Origin of the sequence: Gilliamella sp. B14448G11 (genome assembly GCF_016101765.1) — a bacterium.
GTDB lineage: Bacteria > Pseudomonadota > Gammaproteobacteria > Enterobacterales > Orbaceae > Gilliamella > Gilliamella apicola_N.
The window spans coordinates 104997-123585 of sequence record NZ_JACFPX010000005.1 but is presented as its reverse complement, the minus strand read 5'-3'; the positions used below and the strand labels follow the sequence as shown (position 1 = coordinate 123585).

Genomic DNA, 18589 nt, shown 5'->3' with positions numbered 1-18589 from the left:
TATCGCTGATATTTTAGCTGAGTGCTAGCCAAATTAATAAATTCTTTCCCAATTGTGTAATAAAACAGTAATAACGCATTGATAATGTAAATTACTGCTTGACATTTATTTGCTTATCTACAAACTAATTAACTTATTTATAAATTCTATCCATTAACCATTAAAGGTAAAAAATGAAATTAGATACGATTGATCAAAAAGCAAGTTATGCTATAGGATTACAAATTGGGCAACAACTAAAAGACTCAGGTCTAAATAATTTAGATCTAAATGCATTAAAATTTGCAATGGAAGATGTATTATCAGGTAATCAACCTGCACTCCCTTTGCAAGAATTACATGATGCATTACGCCACGTACATGAACAAGCAACCAAAGAAAAGGCTAAACAGGCCGAAAAAATTGCGCAAGAAGGCAAAGATTTTCTTGCAGAAAATCTTAAAAAAGATGGCATTAAATCGACCGAATCTGGTTTACAGTATGAGATCATTACTGTTGGTGAAGGAGCACTACCAAAAGCAACTGATCGCGTACAAGTTCACTATACCGGTCAATTAATTGATGGTACTGTATTTGACAGTTCTGTTGAACGTGGTCAACCAGCTGAGTTTCCTGTTAATGGTGTGATACCTGGTTGGGTTGAAGCTTTACAACTTATGCCTGAAGGTTCTAAATGGCGTTTATATATTCCTCAAGAATTGGCTTATGGAGCACAAGGTGCTGGCGCATCAATCCCACCTTATAGTGCATTAATTTTTGATGTTGAATTATTGAAAGTTTTATAAGTAAAAATGGACGCGAAAGCGTCCATTTACATTTTAATTATGATTTGTTTTTGGTAAAAAATAAGAGTTAAATGCAGCGATAAACAATAAAATACTTGCTATACCAAAAGCAACAAGATGAGTATGTAGGTTATCATAAGCCCAACCGCCTAACCATGAACCAATCATAGCTCCGATTTGATGACCTAAATAAGTTAATCCAGAAAGTAATCCTACAATTTTTACACCATAAATATCTGCGGTAATCGCCCCTGAAGTGGACAAAGCACCAGCCCAAACTAATCCTCCTAACATTGCAATAGTAAATAGTTGCCATTCATTTGATGCTAAAACCAAAGCAATAAAACCGATGCCTCTAACTAAATAAACCATCACTAAAATATTTTTTCTTTGGACAATATCAGAAAGATACCCAAGTGCTAATGTACTAAAAATGGCGACAAAACCAATCATTCCAATTGCATTAGAACTCACCATTGCATTAAATCCATGGTCAATGAGCATTGGAACACCATGTGTTCCTAATAAATTCATACTAAAACCACAAGTAAAAAGACCAAAACTAAGTTGCCAAAATGGTATAGTTTTTAATACTTCGCTAAGTTTTATACTCGATTGTGGTTCTCGTGCAGTATCTTGATTAAACTCAATGATATCTTTGTGATGATCTTTCATTATAATAAGTGCAACTGGCACGGCTATAATCATAAAAAGAATAGAAAACCCAACTAAAGTAGTTTGCCAACCATATATAGGAATGAAAAAAGCAAACACTGGTAGCATTACCGCAATTCCAGCCATACTTCCTGATGATAAGATAAATAAGGCTAATCCTCTATGTTTGTAAAACCACTTTGTCACAATAGGTGTAAAACTGACTGAGCCAACAAACGATGTACCAAATGACAATGCAATGCCAAATGAAAAAAGAAAATTCCAATAATCACGAGACATCGCCGACCAAATCGTTGAAAGTATAATTATCAGGGTACCAAGCAATAGCACAAAGCGAGTACCATATTTACCAACCAAATAACCAGCTATTGGCATAGCAATACCAGAAAAAAGCATACCAATAGCGATAACACCAGAAAGAACACTGCGGCTAAAACCAAGATCGTTAGCTATAGGAAGGAAAAATACGCCCATGCTCATTCTAAGTCCGCTCGAAAGCAATGTTAAAATTGACGCAGCAACGACAATATTCCAACCAAAATACCATGAAAAACGCATACCCATTCCCGAAGATTTTTTATAGATAATTTACCAACTGTAATTTCATTTTAGTTTAACAATATGTATAAGTCATTTAATTTCCGTTATAATGCCACCAATTAACGACAATAGACAAAAGTGTAAGGAAAGTTATATGTCTACAAACATTATTCGTATCGCTATCGCTGGTGCCGGTGGCAAAATGGGACGACAACTTATTCAGTCTGTTGCGCAAATCGATGGCGTAACATTAGGAGCAGCCTTTGAACGTGAAGGTTCCTCTCTTATTGGCTCTGACGCAGGCGAACTTGCTGGTATTGGTGTTTGTGGCATTAAAGTATCGGACAAACTCGACCAAGCTAAAGATAAATTTGACGTACTCATTGATTTTACTCGACCCGAAGGCACATTGAATCACTTAGCTTTTTGTGTCGAAAATAAAAAAATGATGATAATTGGCACCACTGGTTTTGATGATGCAGGCAAACAAGCAATTGCTGATGCTGCAAAAAAAACCAGCATTGTTTTTGCGGCTAATTTTAGCGTTGGTGTAAACTTAGTGCTTAAGTTGCTTGAAAAAGCGACTAAAATTATGGGCGATTATAGTGATATCGAAATCATCGAAGCACATCATCGACACAAAGTCGATGCCCCATCAGGCACCGCTTTAGCTATGGGTGAAGCAATCGCTGATGCACTGAATTGTGATTTGAAAGATCGGGCGGTTTATTGTCGTGAAGGACATACTGGTGAACGTCCTAAAGGAGCTATCGGCTTTGCTACCATTCGCGCTGGAGATATTGTTGGCGAACACACGGCCATCTTTGCAGATATTGGTGAACGAGTTGAAATTAGTCATAAAGCTTCTAGCAGGATGACCTTTGCTAATGGTGCAGTGCGTGCAGCATTGTGGCTTGCAAAACAACCTATTGGTTTGTATGACATGCGTGATGTCCTTAATTTAAATAGCTTATAAATTCCTAAGATGTTAGATGAAGTTTGGATGCAGCATGCACTCATGTTAGCTAAAAAAGCTGAAGAAATTGGGGAAATTCCTGTTGGCGCGGTTATTGTTGACGAAAATAATAACATTATTGGTGAAGGTTTTAATCGATCAATTTTGACACATAACCCCACTGCTCATGCTGAAATGATAGCATTAGCAAATGCGGGTGAATATTTAAAAAATTATCGATTAATTAATACTACCCTTTATGTCACATTGGAGCCTTGCATCATGTGTGCAGGCGCCATTATTCACAGTCGTGTTAAACGTGTTGTCTATGGTGCAAGTGATTATAAAACAGGAGCTGCAGGTTCGTTAATTGATATTCTTGCACATCAGGGGATCAATCACTATGCAGAAGTAACTGGAGGCGTGTTAGCAAATGAATGTGGTAATATTTTAAGTGAATTTTTCAAAAAAAGACGCTTACAAAAAAAAGCACTTAAAAAGTGCTGCCAAGAAGTTTGAGGTTAACCATACGTTTAAGTAAAAAAGCAAGTATTTTTTTATAGTTTAATAAAAAATTGCCTGCTTATTCTTTTTAGTCAGGAAAATTGCTAAAATCTAGTTCGATTTATTTAAAAAGTTATTTTGAGCACAATTAATGAAAAAACACACATTAGAAATGATGATATCCGAAGAAGATATCAAAAAACGCGTAATTGAGTTAGGTCTACAAATTAGTCAAGATTATAAAGATAGTCAAAACGAACTAGTTTTAGTTGGACTTTTACGAGGTTCATTTATTTTTATGGCCGATTTAAGTCGAGCAATCACCGTTGGTCATGAAGTCGATTTTATGACGGCATCAAGTTATGGCAATGCGGTTATTAGTAATCGTGATGTCAAAATTTTAAAGGATTTGGATGAAGATATCCGCGATAAAGATGTATTAATTGTTGAAGATATTATTGATACAGGTAATACACTAAGTAAAGTGATGGCAATCTTAAAATTACGTCACCCACGTAGCATTGAAATTTGTACTTTACTTGACAAACCATCACGTCGAGAAGTAAACGTACCAGTAAAATATATCGGCTTTTCTATTCCAGATGAGTTTGTGGTTGGTTATGGTATTGACTATGCTCAGCACTATCGTCACTTACCTTATATTGGTCATGTAACATTACTTGACTCTTAATTAAGGATTAGTTTTAAAATTTAAAAAACAGGCAAGGACGAATAAATGATCGAGTTAACAGATATTACAAAGACGGTAAATTTACAATTTGATATCATCGGTTATGAGTTCCCTGACAGCAAAGATGATTGGTGTTTGCTAAAAGTCATCGTCCAACAAAGTGGTAATCGGTTTGAAAAAACCGATCCTGCTTTAGAAATAGCTGATTTACACACACTATACAATTGGTTTAATGATTTATCAAAAAGCAAATTACCAAGTGATGCTAAGTTATGGTTTACTGAGCCTTGCTTTTCACTTGCATTTATTTCTTATAAAAATCAAATAGTAACAATTTCAATTACACTTAGTTGTGAACTTGAACCAGATTTTTGTCTTGATGCTCACTATGAGTTACAAGATAATTGGACAATCGTTTTTGAATTATCTAAAGATAACTTAGCAACGATACTAAAACATCTAAAACAATGGATTGTAAAATTCCCTTATCGAACATAATATTCCATGAGAATTAACTTTATTTTACAAAGCGTATCATAGACGATGAAACAACAAATATGTTAAATTTACAGACAATAACAAACCCATAATAGCTTCCAAAACAATTTCTAAAAAATCATCGAGGTGTTTGTGTCACGATTTTCCCGTTCATTATGTTTAGTTTTAATGATAACTACAGCATATTGTCATGCTGATATGAAGTTATCAATTAAAGGTTTATCTGGGGAACTTGCTGATAATGTGGATGCCCGCGTTTCATTAATTGAACCAAATAAAATCAATAATTCACCTAATTTTAAGCGTTATTTTGAAAGCGAAGCACAAAAAGCCCTTCGAGCGTTAGGATATTACTCCCCTAGTTTTGAATATTTTGAACAAGATCCTAAAGTATTAACTGTTAAAATTTCACCTGGCATACCAATACTAATTGAACAACTTAACATAAATATTACGGGTGAAGGTAAACAAGATAAAGATTTTAATGAGTTACTTGAACATGACTTGCCTAAAAAAGGTGATATTTTGAATCATGGTAGTTACGAATCATTTAAAAAATCATTACTTAATCTATCGTTAGAAAAAGGATATTTCGATGCTAATCTGTCTAAGCATCAGTTAGCTGTATCAAATTATGAACACCAAGCTTATTGGAATATTGATTTGAATACGGGTCAACGTTACAAATTTGGTAAAGTTAGTTTTCCAAATGTGAAAATCCGTAAAGACTATTTAGCTAATCTAGTACCATTTAAAGAAGGTGAAAAATATACGGCTGAACAGCTATCTGTATTAAATAGACGTCTTAATTCAACCAATTGGTTTAATTCTGTTCTTGTTACACCAGACTTTCCTCATCTAAGTGAGGATAAAACTCTCCCTATTGAAGTGACAACTTCGCCGCGTAAAAAAAATAGTATGGACTTAGGGTTAGGATACTCTACGGATAATGGCGTACATGGTAGAATAGGCTGGAGTAAACCTTGGATTAATAGTCGAGGACAAAGTTTTCAAAGTAATTTATCTCTATCATCACCTGAACAAATGATAACCATGAGTTATAAAATACCCCTTAAACAATCACCTTTAGAGCAGTATTACACTATCCAAGGTGGTTATAAAAAAATTGACAATAATGATACTTATTCGCGTTCCTATACTTTTGGAGTGTTGCGCAATTGGGATCGCTTTGAAGGATGGCAAACAGCATTAGGTCTAAGTATGCTAAGGGATGATTTTACCCAAGGGGATTCAAGTTATAAAACATTCTTATACTATCCCTCGCTTAGTCTTTCACGCATCCGTAGTGACGATAATATATTACCTATGTGGGGTGATTCCCAACGTTATTCAGTTGAAGCCGCAGCAGAAACATTAGGTTCTGATATCAATTTAGTTCGTTTCCAAGCACAACAAACTTGGATCCGTTCATTAAAAGAATCTCATCGATTTATTGTTAGAGGGAATTTTGGGATAATTCAAGCGAGTAATTTTAACAGAGTACCGCCTTCTTTCAGATTCTTTGCTGGCGGTGATCGAAGTATTCGTGGTTACAGCTACCAATCTATTTCGCCAGAGGATAAAAAAGGGAAACTTAAAGGTGCATCTAAACTCATCACTGGTTCGGCAGAATATCAATATAATTTATCTGGTCCATGGTGGGGAGCAGTATTTGTTGATAGTGGCGAAGCCATAGATAAAGTTGATAAAGCTAAATTTTATACTGGTAGTGGATTTGGAATTAGATGGTCATCCCCTGTTGGCCCTATAAAATTGGATCTGGCAACCCCATTAAACAGAAAAGATAAAGGCTCTGTTCACCTATATATTGGTTTAGGAAGCGAATTATAATATGTCTGAAAATGCTAATCATGATGCTGTTGCTGAAAACTCAAAATCCAAAGGAAAATGGAAAAAACGCAGTATTATCATACTGTCTATTTTCATCTTTCTAATTACATTTATCATTATGGTGATTTACACAAGTTTAGGTGTAAAACTTACCATGTTTGCATTAAATAAATATCTGCCAGAACTGAAAATTCAACAAGTTGAAGGATCGTTTCATAATTTACATATACAAGGACTTTCATTAGATTTAACTGGAGTCCATGTAAGCGTTCAAGATGCTTCTCTTGAATTATCAGGTTCATGTTTAATACAGACCAAGATCTGCCTGAAAAACTTTGATGCAGATGGAGTAAACGTTCAGATTGATACCAAACAATTCGAACCTTCAGAAAAAGATACAACAGATACAACAGTAGACGAAGAACGATTTATTATCAAAACACCATTACCGATTCAATTAAATGCTACACAGCTTAACAAGGTCAAAGTGAACGTTGATGATATGCAATTCGGTATGTCAAGTTTTACTGGTAAAGCGATATGGGTTAATGAAAAAATTTACGTATATCCTGCGGTTGCTATGGATTTGAGTGCAATTTTTCCTGATAACACATCACCTCAAAGAAAAAAAACAGAAAATAATTTACCTATTAATGAACAGATTAATCAATTATTTAATGAACCACTGATTAATTCTTTACCTCAAGTAAGTATTCCATTAGATATCAATGTGAGTAATCTAAGCGGAGATAATTGGTTATTACATATCGGAGGGGAAGACTTTCGATTTAATCAAGTGAACATTGAAACAGATATGGTAAACAATCATATTATGGTAAAACAAGTTGATACCAATGTACAGACTCCTTATATAAATGGACATGCATCGGTTAATGGTGAGATCACACTTGGTGATGATTGGCCACTCGTTACGTTTATTAAAGTGGACACAAAAGAAAATCATTTGGATGGACAATTTTCTGGAAAATTATTAGGTAAATTAGAGACTCATACCTCACTTAAAGGATTAAATCAACTTAATATCGATGGTCATATTAATTTTATCGAGAAATATTTACCTGTTATGGCCAAATTCAGTGGTAAACATATTCAATGGCCTCTTGAGGGAGTGGCTCAATATCAACTTGATGATTTTGATCTCTCTATTGATGGCAATGTAGAACAATATAATTTATCAACCAAAGGGTCTGTAGCAGGTGAAAATTTACCAGCAACAATATTTGACATTGCTGGCAACGGTACCAACCAGGGAGCTATCTTTAAGCGTGGAATCATCAAGTTAACCCAAGGTGAGATTGCTGCATCAGGAAATGTGAATTGGCAAAATTCTCTGCAATGGAATACCAATGTGAAACTTAATCAAGTTGATCTAACAAAAGAGATACCTGATTACCCTGTAAAATTAAATGGTCAATTTAATACAACGGGTAAATTAGCAGGTGAAACTTGGCAATTCAATGTTACCGATTTAGATTTAATAGGTAAAATTAAACATGCTGATTTTTCGGCTAACGGTAATTTACAAGTTGATTCTAAACGTAATTTATCCGCTAATGATCTAGCAATAATCTGGGATAAAAACCGAATAAATGTAGATGGCTCAACGGAAAAAGGAAATTTGAATGCAAAACTTAATCTAGCATCTTTAGCATTATTGGTCGATGAAATGCAAGGATCTATTTTTGGTAACATCAAAATGGCAGGAACGAAATCAAATCCTATCATTGATACAAATTTAACCGTAGACGCTTTAAAAATACCAAATATCTCAATATCTAAAGCAAATTTATCCGGTAAAGTGCACTATCAAGACCAATTAAACTTACAACTTAGACTCATTGGACAGAATATTGAGATTTCCAACCAAGTAATTAAAAAAGCAGACATTGATCTTGTTGGTAATGAAAGTAAGCATACTTTAAGTATTGATCTTGATGGTAATCCTGCATCATTAAAAACATCATTAACGGGGAAAATTGATAAAGACCATACTAAATGGAGCGGCAATATATCTAATGCACTATTAAATTTAGGTAATAATAACCATTGGTCATTAACTCAACCTTTAACTTTAATTTATGATTTAAATCAACAAATCCCCACTATTGGAGCCCATTGTTGGCACAATAGCTCTTCAAGCATCTGCTTAGATAAGCCATTATCACCTATACCTAATACTCAATCAACAATAACCCTGAAAGATATTGATTTAGCCAGACTACCTATACCAAATGATGGCGAGACAAAACTTGCAGGTAGCATAAACAGTAAAGTAGAAATTAAATTTGGCAATAACAGCAAAACGCCTGCTATTAAAGCCAATATAACCAGTAATAAAGTTTTTGTTCAGCAAATGATAGTAAATCAAGCCTTACCTATTCCATTTGATTTATTTAATATTAATGTAGAATTTAATGAACAACAGGCTAAATTAGATTGGCATTTTAGTCTAAAAGAATTAGGAAAAATTAATGGAGATCTACTTATTACTGATCCAAACAATCAGAAAAAATTAAGTGGTCAATTAATAATTGATAATTTGGCTTTGGCAATCCTTAACCCACTGTTAGATAAAAATGAATACACTAAAGGTGCCATTAATGGAGCGGTTAAATTTTCTGGTTCATTAATGGATCCTTATCTAACGGGCAATATCAATCTTAAACAAAGTGAAATAAAATCTAATCAATTACCTATCGACATTAAATCAGCAACGCTTGATATAAAATTGAATGGTAAATCTTCAACCTTACAGGGAATTCTGACAACTCAATCAGGTAATGTTGATATTAACGGTAATGCAAGCTGGCAAAATTTAGATAAATGGCAGGCTAATTTAACAGTCAATGGTGCAGCAATGCAGGTATCGGTTCCACCAATGATTGTAATGAGTATTGTTCCTGATATCAAAATTAACGCAACTCAAGATGAATTAACTCTATTAGGAAAAATTAACATACCTAAAGGTAAGATTACCGTTGATTCACTGCCAGCCTCAAGTATCGATGTTTCACCAGATGAAGTGATGCTTGATAGAAATGGAAATCAAATAGAACCACAGAAGTTTGGTATGAAAATCAATAGTCATCTTGAAATTAATATTGGGAATGATGTTTCTGTTGATGCATTTGGTTTAAACGCTAAACTAAAGGGACATTTAGTTGCCACACAGACTAATAAAGGTTTAGATCTACATGGTGAAGTATTAATTCCTAGCGGACGGTTTCATGCGTATGGTCAAGACTTAATTATTCGCAAAGGGGTTATTACGTTTTCAGGACCAAGTGATCGCGCTATACTTGATGTTGAAGCAATACGTAATCCAGACTCAATAGATAAAAGTAATATTACAGCAGGAATTCGGGTAACGGGCTCATCAGAAGATCCAAAAATTGACATCTTCTCCGACCCTGCAATGTCGCAACAAGAAGCATTATCTTACCTAATCCGTGGACAAGGTCTTGATAACTCTGATCAGAGTGAAAATGACATGATGACAGCATTATTAGTCGGAATTGGTACATCTAGAACAGGGAAATACATTGGTGATATCGGTAATATGTTTGGGATTAAAAATCTTACTTTAGATACTCAAGGCGCAGGAGATAGTTCAAAAGTGGTCGTGAGTGGCTATATTTTACCACATCTACAACTTAAATATGGAGTCGGTATTTTTGATTCTTTGGCAACTTTTACACTACGCTATAGACTTATGCCAAGTCTCTATTTAGAAGCGACTTCTGGTTTAGCTCAAGCACTAGATGTAATTTATCAATTTGAGTTTTAAATTTACTAATCAAAGTTAATGTAAACGATAAAATTTATGGATATAGGTTATAGGTGGGTTTGAAAATAATGCATCTAAGTGTTAAAAAATAAGACAAAGGTTAGATTGATTAGTTTTTTATCTTAATTAAAATAGCGTTGAAAAGCTAATTTTAACATTCATAATTAGTTAAATCCCATTTTAGAATGGGATTTAAATTTATAATTATTCATAAATTTTTTCTGAAAACAAATATATTCCATTCTCCTATTACGAAGAGCATCTCTAGCTTGACTACAAGGATCCGATTCAAGAATCGTACTTGCTAAGTTAGATTTTTCACTTCATTTTATGTTTTGTGGAAGAAACAATATTATTCAGTCTTATTGCCGATTAACATTTCACGCTTTATACCAAAGCCTTTATGTTTAAATACATTAAACCCAGCATTAAGTAGGTTACGACGTACAAATCCTGCAGATGTAAAAGTCGCAAAAGTGCCCTTATTTGCCGTTAATGTATAACATTTTTTAAATAATGATTCTGACCACATATCAGGGTTTTTAGCTGGCGAAAATCCGTCAAAAAACCAAGCATTAATCAATATATTTTGTTTTCTTAGAAAATCGGGGAAATAACTAACATCATCATAAAAAATGGACAACGAGACATTATCAAACTGGTAACTGCTTTCAATTTCACTGAAATTGGTCTGCAGTTGCGATGCTAAGTTTTGTAAATTTTTATCTTTGGTTAATACATTATGATGAATTTGCTTTAATTCATCTGATGATAATGGAAATTTTTCAACACTAAAGAATTTAATTTTTTTAAGAACATGATTTGGATGTTGATCTCTAAAATGTAAAAATGTTTGCCATAAAATTAAAAAACTGAGACCTGAACCAAAACCGGTTTCGCCAACTATAAATGTCTCTTGCTCATGCTGTAAAAAACGTTGATATAAATCATTACCTTCAATAAACACGTAACGGGTTTCGTCAATTGCTCCTTCAGTATTAAAATACACATCATTAAAATAAGTTGAAATTGGGGTTTGATTTTCGTCCCAAATAATCGTTGATTTAAGCATAAACATCCTATAGACGCGTGATTTTTACAAACTGTATATTAACGTTGATTACGTATATAATACGCCAAGTTAACTTATGAGGTAAATTATGGTTTTTATTTTTCGCTTAATTTTTGTCGTCATCACAGGAATTATTCTTTGTGTTTTTGGCGTGATTTTTTGTTTATTTAATCCAAGAAACCCCAAAAATGTAGCAAGATTCGCCCATTTATTTAGTTTGTTGTTCCAACCGGTATTTGGCGTTAAAGTCACTACACGCCCCTATTCTAAAATTAGTAATATGGGAAGCTGTGTTTATATTGCTAATCACCAGAATAATTTCGATTTGGTGGTTGCTGCTGATATTGTACAACCGAAAACTGTCACCGTTGGTAAAAAAAGTTTGGCTTGGATCCCATTTTTTGGGCAACTTTATTACCTTACAGGTAATATACTCATTGACCGCAACAATAAATCAAAAGCACGCGATACCATTGAACAAGTGGTTAGAGAAATTCAAAATCGTGGTATTTCTATTTGGATGTTTCCTGAAGGTACACGTAGCCGCGGTCGAGGACTGTTACCTTTTAAAATGGGTGCATTTAAAGCAGCAATAGCAGCCGGTGTACCCATTGTACCAATTTGTGTATCAGAGACGACTAAAATTAAGTTAAATCGTATCAATAATGGGCATATGATTGTTGAAATGCTCGATCCAATTGAAACTAAAAACCTTCGCAAAGAAGATGCCAAAGCATTAATGGAACAGTGCTATGCACAAATGTCTAACAAAATAGCGGAAATCAATGCTGAAGTACAACAACTTAACAATCAAAAGTAATTTATGAGTAAACAAGATCGCAATTTTGATGATATCAGTGGCAAATTTGCACAAAATATTTATGGTACAACTAAAGGTCGAATTCGTGAAGCGGTAGTTTGGCAAGAACTTGAGAATATTTTAGCTAACTATCCTGCAAATAAACCCCTAAATATCCTTGATGCTGGTGGTGGACAAGGTCAAATCGCCTGTAGACTAGCTAAACTCGGCCACCATGTTACCATTTGTGATATTTCGCAACAAATGCTTGAACTAGCAAAACAAAAAGCGAGCGAGGGAAATATCGAAATCAATTGTCTTTGCTGCTCAATACAGCAACTTCATACTTTACTTGATGAACAGTTTGATATCGTTATTTGTCATGCCGTTTTAGAATGGGTTGCAGAGCCGATTGAATTAATTCAATCATTAAAAAAACATTTAAAGGTAAATGGCTATTTATCTTTGATGTTTTATAACTACCATGGACTGCTATTTAAAACAGTCACCTTGGGTAATTTTGGTTATACACAAGCAGGCCTTGCAAAACGTAAAAAAAAGACACTCTCCCCTGATTTTCCAAGAGAGCCTAAAGATGTCTATTATTGGCTGACCCAGTTAGATTTTAATATTTTACAAAAAATAGGAATTCGTATTTTCCACGACTATCTAGCGAATAAATCCAAGGCTGAAACTCAATTTGAACAGCTGTTAGAGCTTGAAAAACAATACTGTCGTACTGAACCTTATCTTAATTTAGCAAGATATATTTTAGTCACAGCGAAAAAGAATTAATTGATAAACGATTAACAATATCAAAAGAGTTATAATCTATTTCATAGGTTATAACTTGTTTATTCTAAATATTGTATCTATCTAACGATGTTAATTTAAGTAATATACCTGACATGACAGAATCATTGTCAGATCAAATAACAATTAATTAACTGATCTTATTCGTATTTTGTCAACTATCAACCCAATGGATATGCAAGTAATGATGATATGATATTATGAATTTTCAATGCGCACCAGCCTTGAAAATAAATCATCACTCGAAAAATTTGTCATAAATCGGTATTATAAGTGGATTCATTTTATTGGTTAAGGAATTTGATATGATCGTAGTAACTGGCGGTGCTGGATTTATTGGTAGTAATATTGTTAAGGGGTTAAATGACCAAGGACACAAAAATATTTTAGTGGTGGATGATTTAACCGACGGTACTAAATTTAGTAATTTAGTTGATTTAGATATCGCTGACTATATGGATAAAGACGAATTTATCTCATTAGTTGTAGCAGGTGAAGATATGGATATTGATGTTATTTTTCATCAAGGAGCTTGCTCATCGACCACCGAATGGGATGGCAAATTTATGATGGAAAACAACTATCAATATTCAAAAGACTTGTTAGATTGCTGTTTAGATCTTGATATTCCATTTTTATATGCATCTTCGGCTGCTACTTATGGTGGCCGCAGTGATAATTTCATCGAAGATCGCGCTTATGAAAAACCGCTGAATGTTTATGGTTATTCTAAATTTCTGTTTGACCAATATGTAAGACAAGTATTACCTAAAGCTAAGTCACAGGTTTGTGGATTCCGTTATTTTAACGTCTATGGACCACGTGAATCACATAAAGGTAGTATGGCAAGCGTTGCATTTCATTTAAATGAACAAATTAACAAAGGTGAAAAACCGAAACTATTTACTGGTAGTGATAACTTCAAACGCGATTTTATTTATGTAAGTGACGTTGTTGATGTAAATTTATGGTTTTGGAAAAATAAAATTTCAGGTATTTTCAATTGTGGCACAGGTCGAGCAGAATCATTCCAAACCGTAGCTGATGCTGTGGTCAATTATCATAGAAAAGGGGAAATAGATTATATTCCGTTCCCTGATAACCTTAAAGGACGATACCAAAGCTTTACTCAAGCTGATCTCACTAAATTTAGAGAAACTGGATGCCCAATTGAATTTAAAACTGTAACTGAAGGTACAACTGAATATATGAAATGGCTTAACGAACAATAGAAAGGAATTGATAAGATGAAAACACTCATTATTGGTCCTTCATGGGTTGGTGATATGATGATGTCACAAAGCCTATATCGTACTTTAAAGCAGCTTGATCCTCATAATGAAATTGATGTTATGGCCCCGGCTTGGAGTCGGGCTTTATTAAATAAAATGCCAGAAGTCAATCAGGCGCTTGAAATGCCAATCGGTCATGGTGAGTTTGCTTTCGCTAAACGTCGTCAAATAGGTAAATCATTACGAGCTAATCATTACGATCAAGCTATTGTTTTACCGAATTCATTTAAGTCTGCACTCATTCCATTTTTTGCCAAAATTCCTAAACGAACAGGCTGGAAAGGAGAACTGCGTTACGGATTATTAAATGATATTCGCACACTTGATAAAGCTGCGTTTCCTTTAATGGTTGAGCGCTATGTTGCGCTGGCTTATCCCAAAGATCAAATTCATTCAGCAAAAGATTTACCACAACCACTATTGTGGCCAAAACTGAGTGTTGAGCAGAAAGAAATTGATGAGGCATTAGTCACTTTTGCGATTCCACAAGATGAACCATTAATTGGCTTTTGTCCTGGTGCAGAATTTGGACCCGCTAAACGTTGGCCAGATTATCATTATGCTACACTTGCCGATATGCTGGTTAAACAAAATGCCAGAATTATAATCTTTGGTTCAGCCAAAGATCGAGAAGTTGGCGATCAGATTATTGCTAAAATAGTGCAAAGTGATAAATGTATCAACTTAGCAGGTCAAACCAAGCTAGAACAAGCTATTGCTTTAATCGCAGCTTGTAAAGCCATTGTGACTAATGATTCAGGATTAATGCATGTTGCAGCTGCATTAGATAGGCCATTAGTTGCATTATATGGTCCAAGTAGTCCAGAGTTTACCCCTCCATTATCGGATAAAGCAGAAGTTATCCGTTTAATCACTGGTTATCATCGTGTTCGTAAAGGTGATGCTGAACAAGGTTATCATCAAAGCTTGATTGATATTAAACCAGATAATGTATTTGAAACTTTGATGAATCTTATCATGCGTAGTAAAAAGAGTAATGGATAATGCGTGTCTTAGTCGTTAAAACTTCATCAATGGGTGATGTGCTGCATACCCTACCAGCATTAACCGATGCAGCAAATAACATATCTGATATTACTTTTGATTGGGTAGTTGAAGAAAATTTTGCTCAAATACCTAGTTGGCACTATTCTGTAAATAATGTAATACCTGTTGCTATAAGACGTTGGCGCAAAAGTTGGTTTTCAAAAAATTCTCGCCAAGAACATCATGCGTTTATCCAAACCCTTAGGCAACAAGAATATGATTGTATTATTGACGCGCAAGGACTTATTAAAAGCGCATTTCTTATAACTCGTAAAGCGCGAGGTATAAAGCATGGTTTGGATCGTCAAAGTATTAAAGAGCCCATTGCCAGTTGGTTTTATGATGTAAAACATGCTATTCCCAAGCAAATGCATGCCATTGAACGAGTTAGAATGTTGTTTGCTCAAAGCTTACAATACCCACTACCAGATTCAATGGGGGATTATGCTATTGCCCGCCATTTTCTATCGTCTCTACCTAGTGATAATCAACAGTATCTTGTTTTTTTACATGCTACAACTCGAGATGAAAAACACTGGACGGAAGAAGCATGGAGAAAATTAATTAAATTAACCCAAGCAACTGGATTAAAAATAAAATTACCTTGGGGAGCCGAACACGAACATCAAAGAGCGATTCGTCTTGCACAAGGTTTTAAGCATGTAGAAGTATTACCTAAACTATCACTGTCTGATGTTGCAACCATTATTGCTGGAGCAAAAGCAGTAGTTTCAGTTGATACAGGATTAAGCCATTTAACCGCTGCATTAGATCGCCCAAATATTACTCTATTTGGTGAAACCGACCCAAAATTAATTGGTGGTTATGGCAAAAATCAATTTAGTATAATTTCGCCTGAAAAAAGCATGCGCACTATTCAAGCCGAGCAAGTATACCAACAATTGGCTCAATTTTTATAACAACAAATCATAATTACGAAAAATAACAGGAAGCCGTTTAATGAATAAATATTGTGAACTCATTCGTGAAAAGTATGCCCAAATTGGAAGTAATGAACTAGGTTACATTGAAGATGCCCTAGGAGCCGTAATGCTGGTTCTAAATGAAGTAGTCGATTGAGAGCAAGTTCCTCAAGAACTAAAAGATAAAGCTGCCTATGCAGCAGCTAATTTGTTGATTAGTGATTATGAGGTGAAATAGCGGTTGGTAGATTGATAATAAAACGGGTAGATCTATCATCAGACTCAACAAAAATCGTTCCTTTATGGGTTTGGATAATTGATTTTACGATTGCCAACCCTATTCCTGCACCCGAAGTACCATTACGATGACGTGATTCATCTACTCGATAGAAACGGTCAAAAAGGTGAGGTAAATGCCGGCTATCAATTTTTTCACCTGGATTGGCAATAATGATTTTGACTCTTTTTTCTGAAGTTTGACTTAAAGTAATGGTAATTACTTCATTTTGAGGAGTATAACGAATGGCATTGGATAAAATATTACTTATCGCTCGACCTAACATCAGTTTATCGCCTTGAATATGTGAACAGTTACCCTCTAAATTAAATGTGATATTTTTCTCATCGGTGAGCGGTTCAAAATAGTCACACATCATGGTAAGCATACTAACCAAATCAATATCAATAAGATTTGGCACTAATTGATGATTATCAGCTTGAGCTAAAAAAAGCATATCTGAGATCATTTGTGACATTTTTTCATACTCTTCTAAATTGGAGTATAAAATCTCCCGATACTCTTCGGTGGATCGAGCATTATTTAACACAATTTGCGTTTGGGTTGTTAGATTAGTAATGGGGGTTCTCATTTCATGAGCAATATCAGCCGTAAAGTTACGTTGCCGCTGAAAAACATCTTCCATACGATTAAGCATTTTATTGAACGCTCTCACTAAACTAATATATTTGGTTGGTACTGAGGATGTTGGTATTCGATAATTTAAACTTTTAAGATTGATTTTTTCTATCTTCTTAATAAGCCGATTAATCGGTTTTTGAGTATAATAAATTGAAATAAATGAACCAATCAATGCTAAAACACAAGAAATGGCAATAAGCAATCCTAAACCGTTTCTTAATCGACTGATAAATTCAAGCTGTAAATCACGTCCAACGGCCACAATAGTGGTGTATTGTTTGTTATTTTCAACTATAACTCTTGATGCAGCAATTCGATAAGATGATTTATTCAGATTGGATATGGTCGTACCGTGTTCAGTTATAATTTTTTCTAAATTTGAGGGTTTTAATGCAACAGCCAGATTAGGTCCACGTGTCCGATAAAGTACCTTACCTGATTCATCAATGATATAAACAAACAAGTGATGATGGCCAGTTAATATCAATAATAGATTTTGAAAAAGCTCATCACGATTGTCATTAGGTGAAAAATAAATAAGTTCACGTTCTATTGATGAGATAACTGAATTTAATTCGGATACATTTTGCTGGATGGAAAATTTTTCAAAAGAACTTTCAATAAGATAACTAAAACAATAAAGAAGCCCACAAGTTAGTAGGCAAACAATTAGTGGTAAACGAAAAGAAATAATGTTATTCCGCTTCATCCATTACATCCAATTTATATCCCATTCCACGTACGGTATGAATTAATTTAGGTTCAAAACCTGCATCAATTTTATTTCGCAATCGTCTAATCGCCACATCAATAACATTAGTATCACTATCAAAATTCATATCCCAAACTTGGGATGCAATCAGTGATCTTGGTAGAACTTCACCTGGATAACGTAAAAAATATTCTAATAACAGAAATTCTTTATTGGTTAAATCAATTCTTTTATCTGCTCGCGTTACTGTTCTTTTAGGTAAATCCATTACCAAATCAGCAATACTTAATTGATAATTATTGACTTGTGGAACATTGCGCCTGAGTAAGGATTTGACTCTTGCCAGTAATTCAGCAAAAGAAAACGGTTTAACTAAATAATCATCCGCACCTAAATTCAGTCCTTTAACTTTATCTTCGACACTGCCCATCGCAGTGAGTAACATAATTTGCGTGTCTTTTCCTGCTTCACGCAAAGATTGGACTATTTTCCAGCCAACGATATCTGGCAACATTACATCCAGAATAATTAAATCATAATCTTCTGTCATGGCTCTATGATAGCCATCTAAACCATTATCGGTTAAATCAACAATAAAACCTGATTCAACTAAACCCTGACGAAGATACTCACCTGTTTTATGTTCATCTTCTACAACTAACAATTTCATTTTGAGTATTTCCTTTGTTATTTTATATGATTATC

General features: G+C 34.3%; 16 protein-coding genes and 1 pseudogene. 13 read left to right on the top strand and 4 right to left on the bottom strand.

What is annotated here, in order from left to right; genetic code table 11:
• Window positions 1-173 precede the first annotated feature (173 nt).
• On the top strand, window positions 174-785 hold the full coding sequence (locus tag H3S88_RS05675) for an FKBP-type peptidyl-prolyl cis-trans isomerase (protein WP_144091938.1): 612 nt from the start codon (window positions 174-176) through the stop codon (window positions 783-785).
• A gap of 33 nt (window positions 786-818) precedes the next feature.
• Here the strand turns inward: H3S88_RS05675 and H3S88_RS05670 are convergent, their stop codons facing one another.
• Window positions 819-2018, bottom strand: a complete 1200-nt coding sequence (locus tag H3S88_RS05670; protein ID WP_198227782.1) for an MFS transporter — start codon at window positions 2016-2018, stop codon at window positions 819-821.
• A 136-nt stretch (window positions 2019-2154) separates the two neighbouring features.
• Between H3S88_RS05670 and dapB the strand changes: the two genes are divergently transcribed.
• The 6 genes from dapB to H3S88_RS05640 all read left to right on the top strand — a co-directional run bounded on the left by dapB (window position 2155) and on the right by H3S88_RS05640 (window position 10307).
• A complete protein-coding gene (dapB, locus tag H3S88_RS05665) occupies window positions 2155-2976 on the top strand; it encodes a 4-hydroxy-tetrahydrodipicolinate reductase (protein ID WP_198227784.1) in 822 nt (273 codons plus the stop codon).
• A 9-nt stretch (window positions 2977-2985) separates the two neighbouring features.
• Window positions 2986-3474 carry a tRNA adenosine(34) deaminase TadA gene (gene tadA, locus H3S88_RS05660; RefSeq protein WP_198227786.1) on the top strand — a complete coding sequence of 163 codons (489 nt, stop codon included), beginning with the start codon at window positions 2986-2988 and terminating at the stop codon, window positions 3472-3474.
• Between the two features lie 136 nt (window positions 3475-3610).
• Window positions 3611-4150, top strand: a complete 540-nt coding sequence (gene hpt / locus H3S88_RS05655) for a hypoxanthine phosphoribosyltransferase (protein ID WP_086327173.1) — start codon at window positions 3611-3613, stop codon at window positions 4148-4150.
• 45 nt (window positions 4151-4195) lie between these two features.
• Entirely contained in the window at window positions 4196-4648 is a 453-nt protein-coding gene (locus H3S88_RS05650; protein WP_198227788.1) for a hypothetical protein, read from the top strand.
• 168 nt (window positions 4649-4816) lie between these two features.
• Window positions 4817-6499, top strand: a complete 1683-nt coding sequence (locus tag H3S88_RS05645) for an autotransporter assembly complex family protein (RefSeq protein WP_370528584.1) — start codon at window positions 4817-4819, stop codon at window positions 6497-6499.
• A gap of 1 nt (window position 6500) precedes the next feature.
• Window positions 6501-10307, top strand: a complete 3807-nt coding sequence (locus H3S88_RS05640) for a translocation/assembly module TamB domain-containing protein (protein ID WP_198227790.1) — start codon at window positions 6501-6503, stop codon at window positions 10305-10307.
• A gap of 352 nt (window positions 10308-10659) precedes the next feature.
• On the opposite strand, the gene mnmD is transcribed toward H3S88_RS05640, so the two are convergent.
• A complete protein-coding gene (gene mnmD, locus H3S88_RS05635) occupies window positions 10660-11379 on the bottom strand; it encodes a tRNA (5-methylaminomethyl-2-thiouridine)(34)-methyltransferase MnmD (protein WP_198227791.1) in 720 nt (239 codons plus the stop codon).
• A gap of 88 nt (window positions 11380-11467) precedes the next feature.
• On the opposite strand from mnmD, the gene H3S88_RS05630 reads away from it, so the two are divergent.
• From H3S88_RS05630 to H3S88_RS13505, 6 genes and pseudogenes are all read left to right on the top strand, one after another.
• Window positions 11468-12199 carry a 1-acylglycerol-3-phosphate O-acyltransferase gene (locus tag H3S88_RS05630; protein WP_198227792.1) on the top strand — a complete coding sequence of 244 codons (732 nt, stop codon included), beginning with the start codon at window positions 11468-11470 and terminating at the stop codon, window positions 12197-12199.
• 3 nt (window positions 12200-12202) lie between these two features.
• Window positions 12203-12973, top strand: a complete 771-nt coding sequence (locus H3S88_RS05625) for a methyltransferase domain-containing protein (protein ID WP_198227793.1) — start codon at window positions 12203-12205, stop codon at window positions 12971-12973.
• Between the two features lie 323 nt (window positions 12974-13296).
• Complete coding sequence (rfaD, locus tag H3S88_RS05620; RefSeq protein WP_198227794.1) at window positions 13297-14223, top strand: ADP-glyceromanno-heptose 6-epimerase; 927 nt, start codon at window positions 13297-13299, stop codon at window positions 14221-14223.
• A 15-nt stretch (window positions 14224-14238) separates the two neighbouring features.
• The gene (rfaF, locus tag H3S88_RS05615; protein ID WP_198227796.1) at window positions 14239-15288 is read left to right on the top strand and encodes an ADP-heptose--LPS heptosyltransferase RfaF; all 1050 of its coding nucleotides are present in this window, start codon (window positions 14239-14241) and stop codon (window positions 15286-15288) included.
• Window positions 15288-16250: a lipopolysaccharide heptosyltransferase RfaC gene (rfaC, locus tag H3S88_RS05610; RefSeq protein ID WP_198227798.1), complete on the top strand. Its 963-nt coding sequence runs from the start codon at window positions 15288-15290 to the stop codon at window positions 16248-16250. Before rfaF ends, rfaC begins: the two co-directional genes overlap by 1 nt.
• A gap of 40 nt (window positions 16251-16290) precedes the next feature.
• Window positions 16291-16491 (top strand): annotated as a pseudogene (locus H3S88_RS13505) (YaeP family protein).
• On the opposite strand, the gene H3S88_RS05600 reads toward H3S88_RS13505, so the two are convergent.
• Window positions 16469-17881 (bottom strand): heavy metal sensor histidine kinase, encoded by a 1413-nt coding sequence (locus H3S88_RS05600; protein ID WP_198227800.1) that lies wholly within the window; start codon window positions 17879-17881, stop codon window positions 16469-16471. The pseudogene H3S88_RS13505 and the gene H3S88_RS05600 sit on opposite strands and share 23 nt — an antisense overlap.
• The gene (locus H3S88_RS05595) at window positions 17868-18554 is read right to left on the bottom strand and encodes a heavy metal response regulator transcription factor (RefSeq protein WP_198227802.1); all 687 of its coding nucleotides are present in this window, start codon (window positions 18552-18554) and stop codon (window positions 17868-17870) included. Before H3S88_RS05595 ends, H3S88_RS05600 begins: the two co-directional genes overlap by 14 nt.
• Window positions 18555-18589 lie beyond the last annotated feature (35 nt).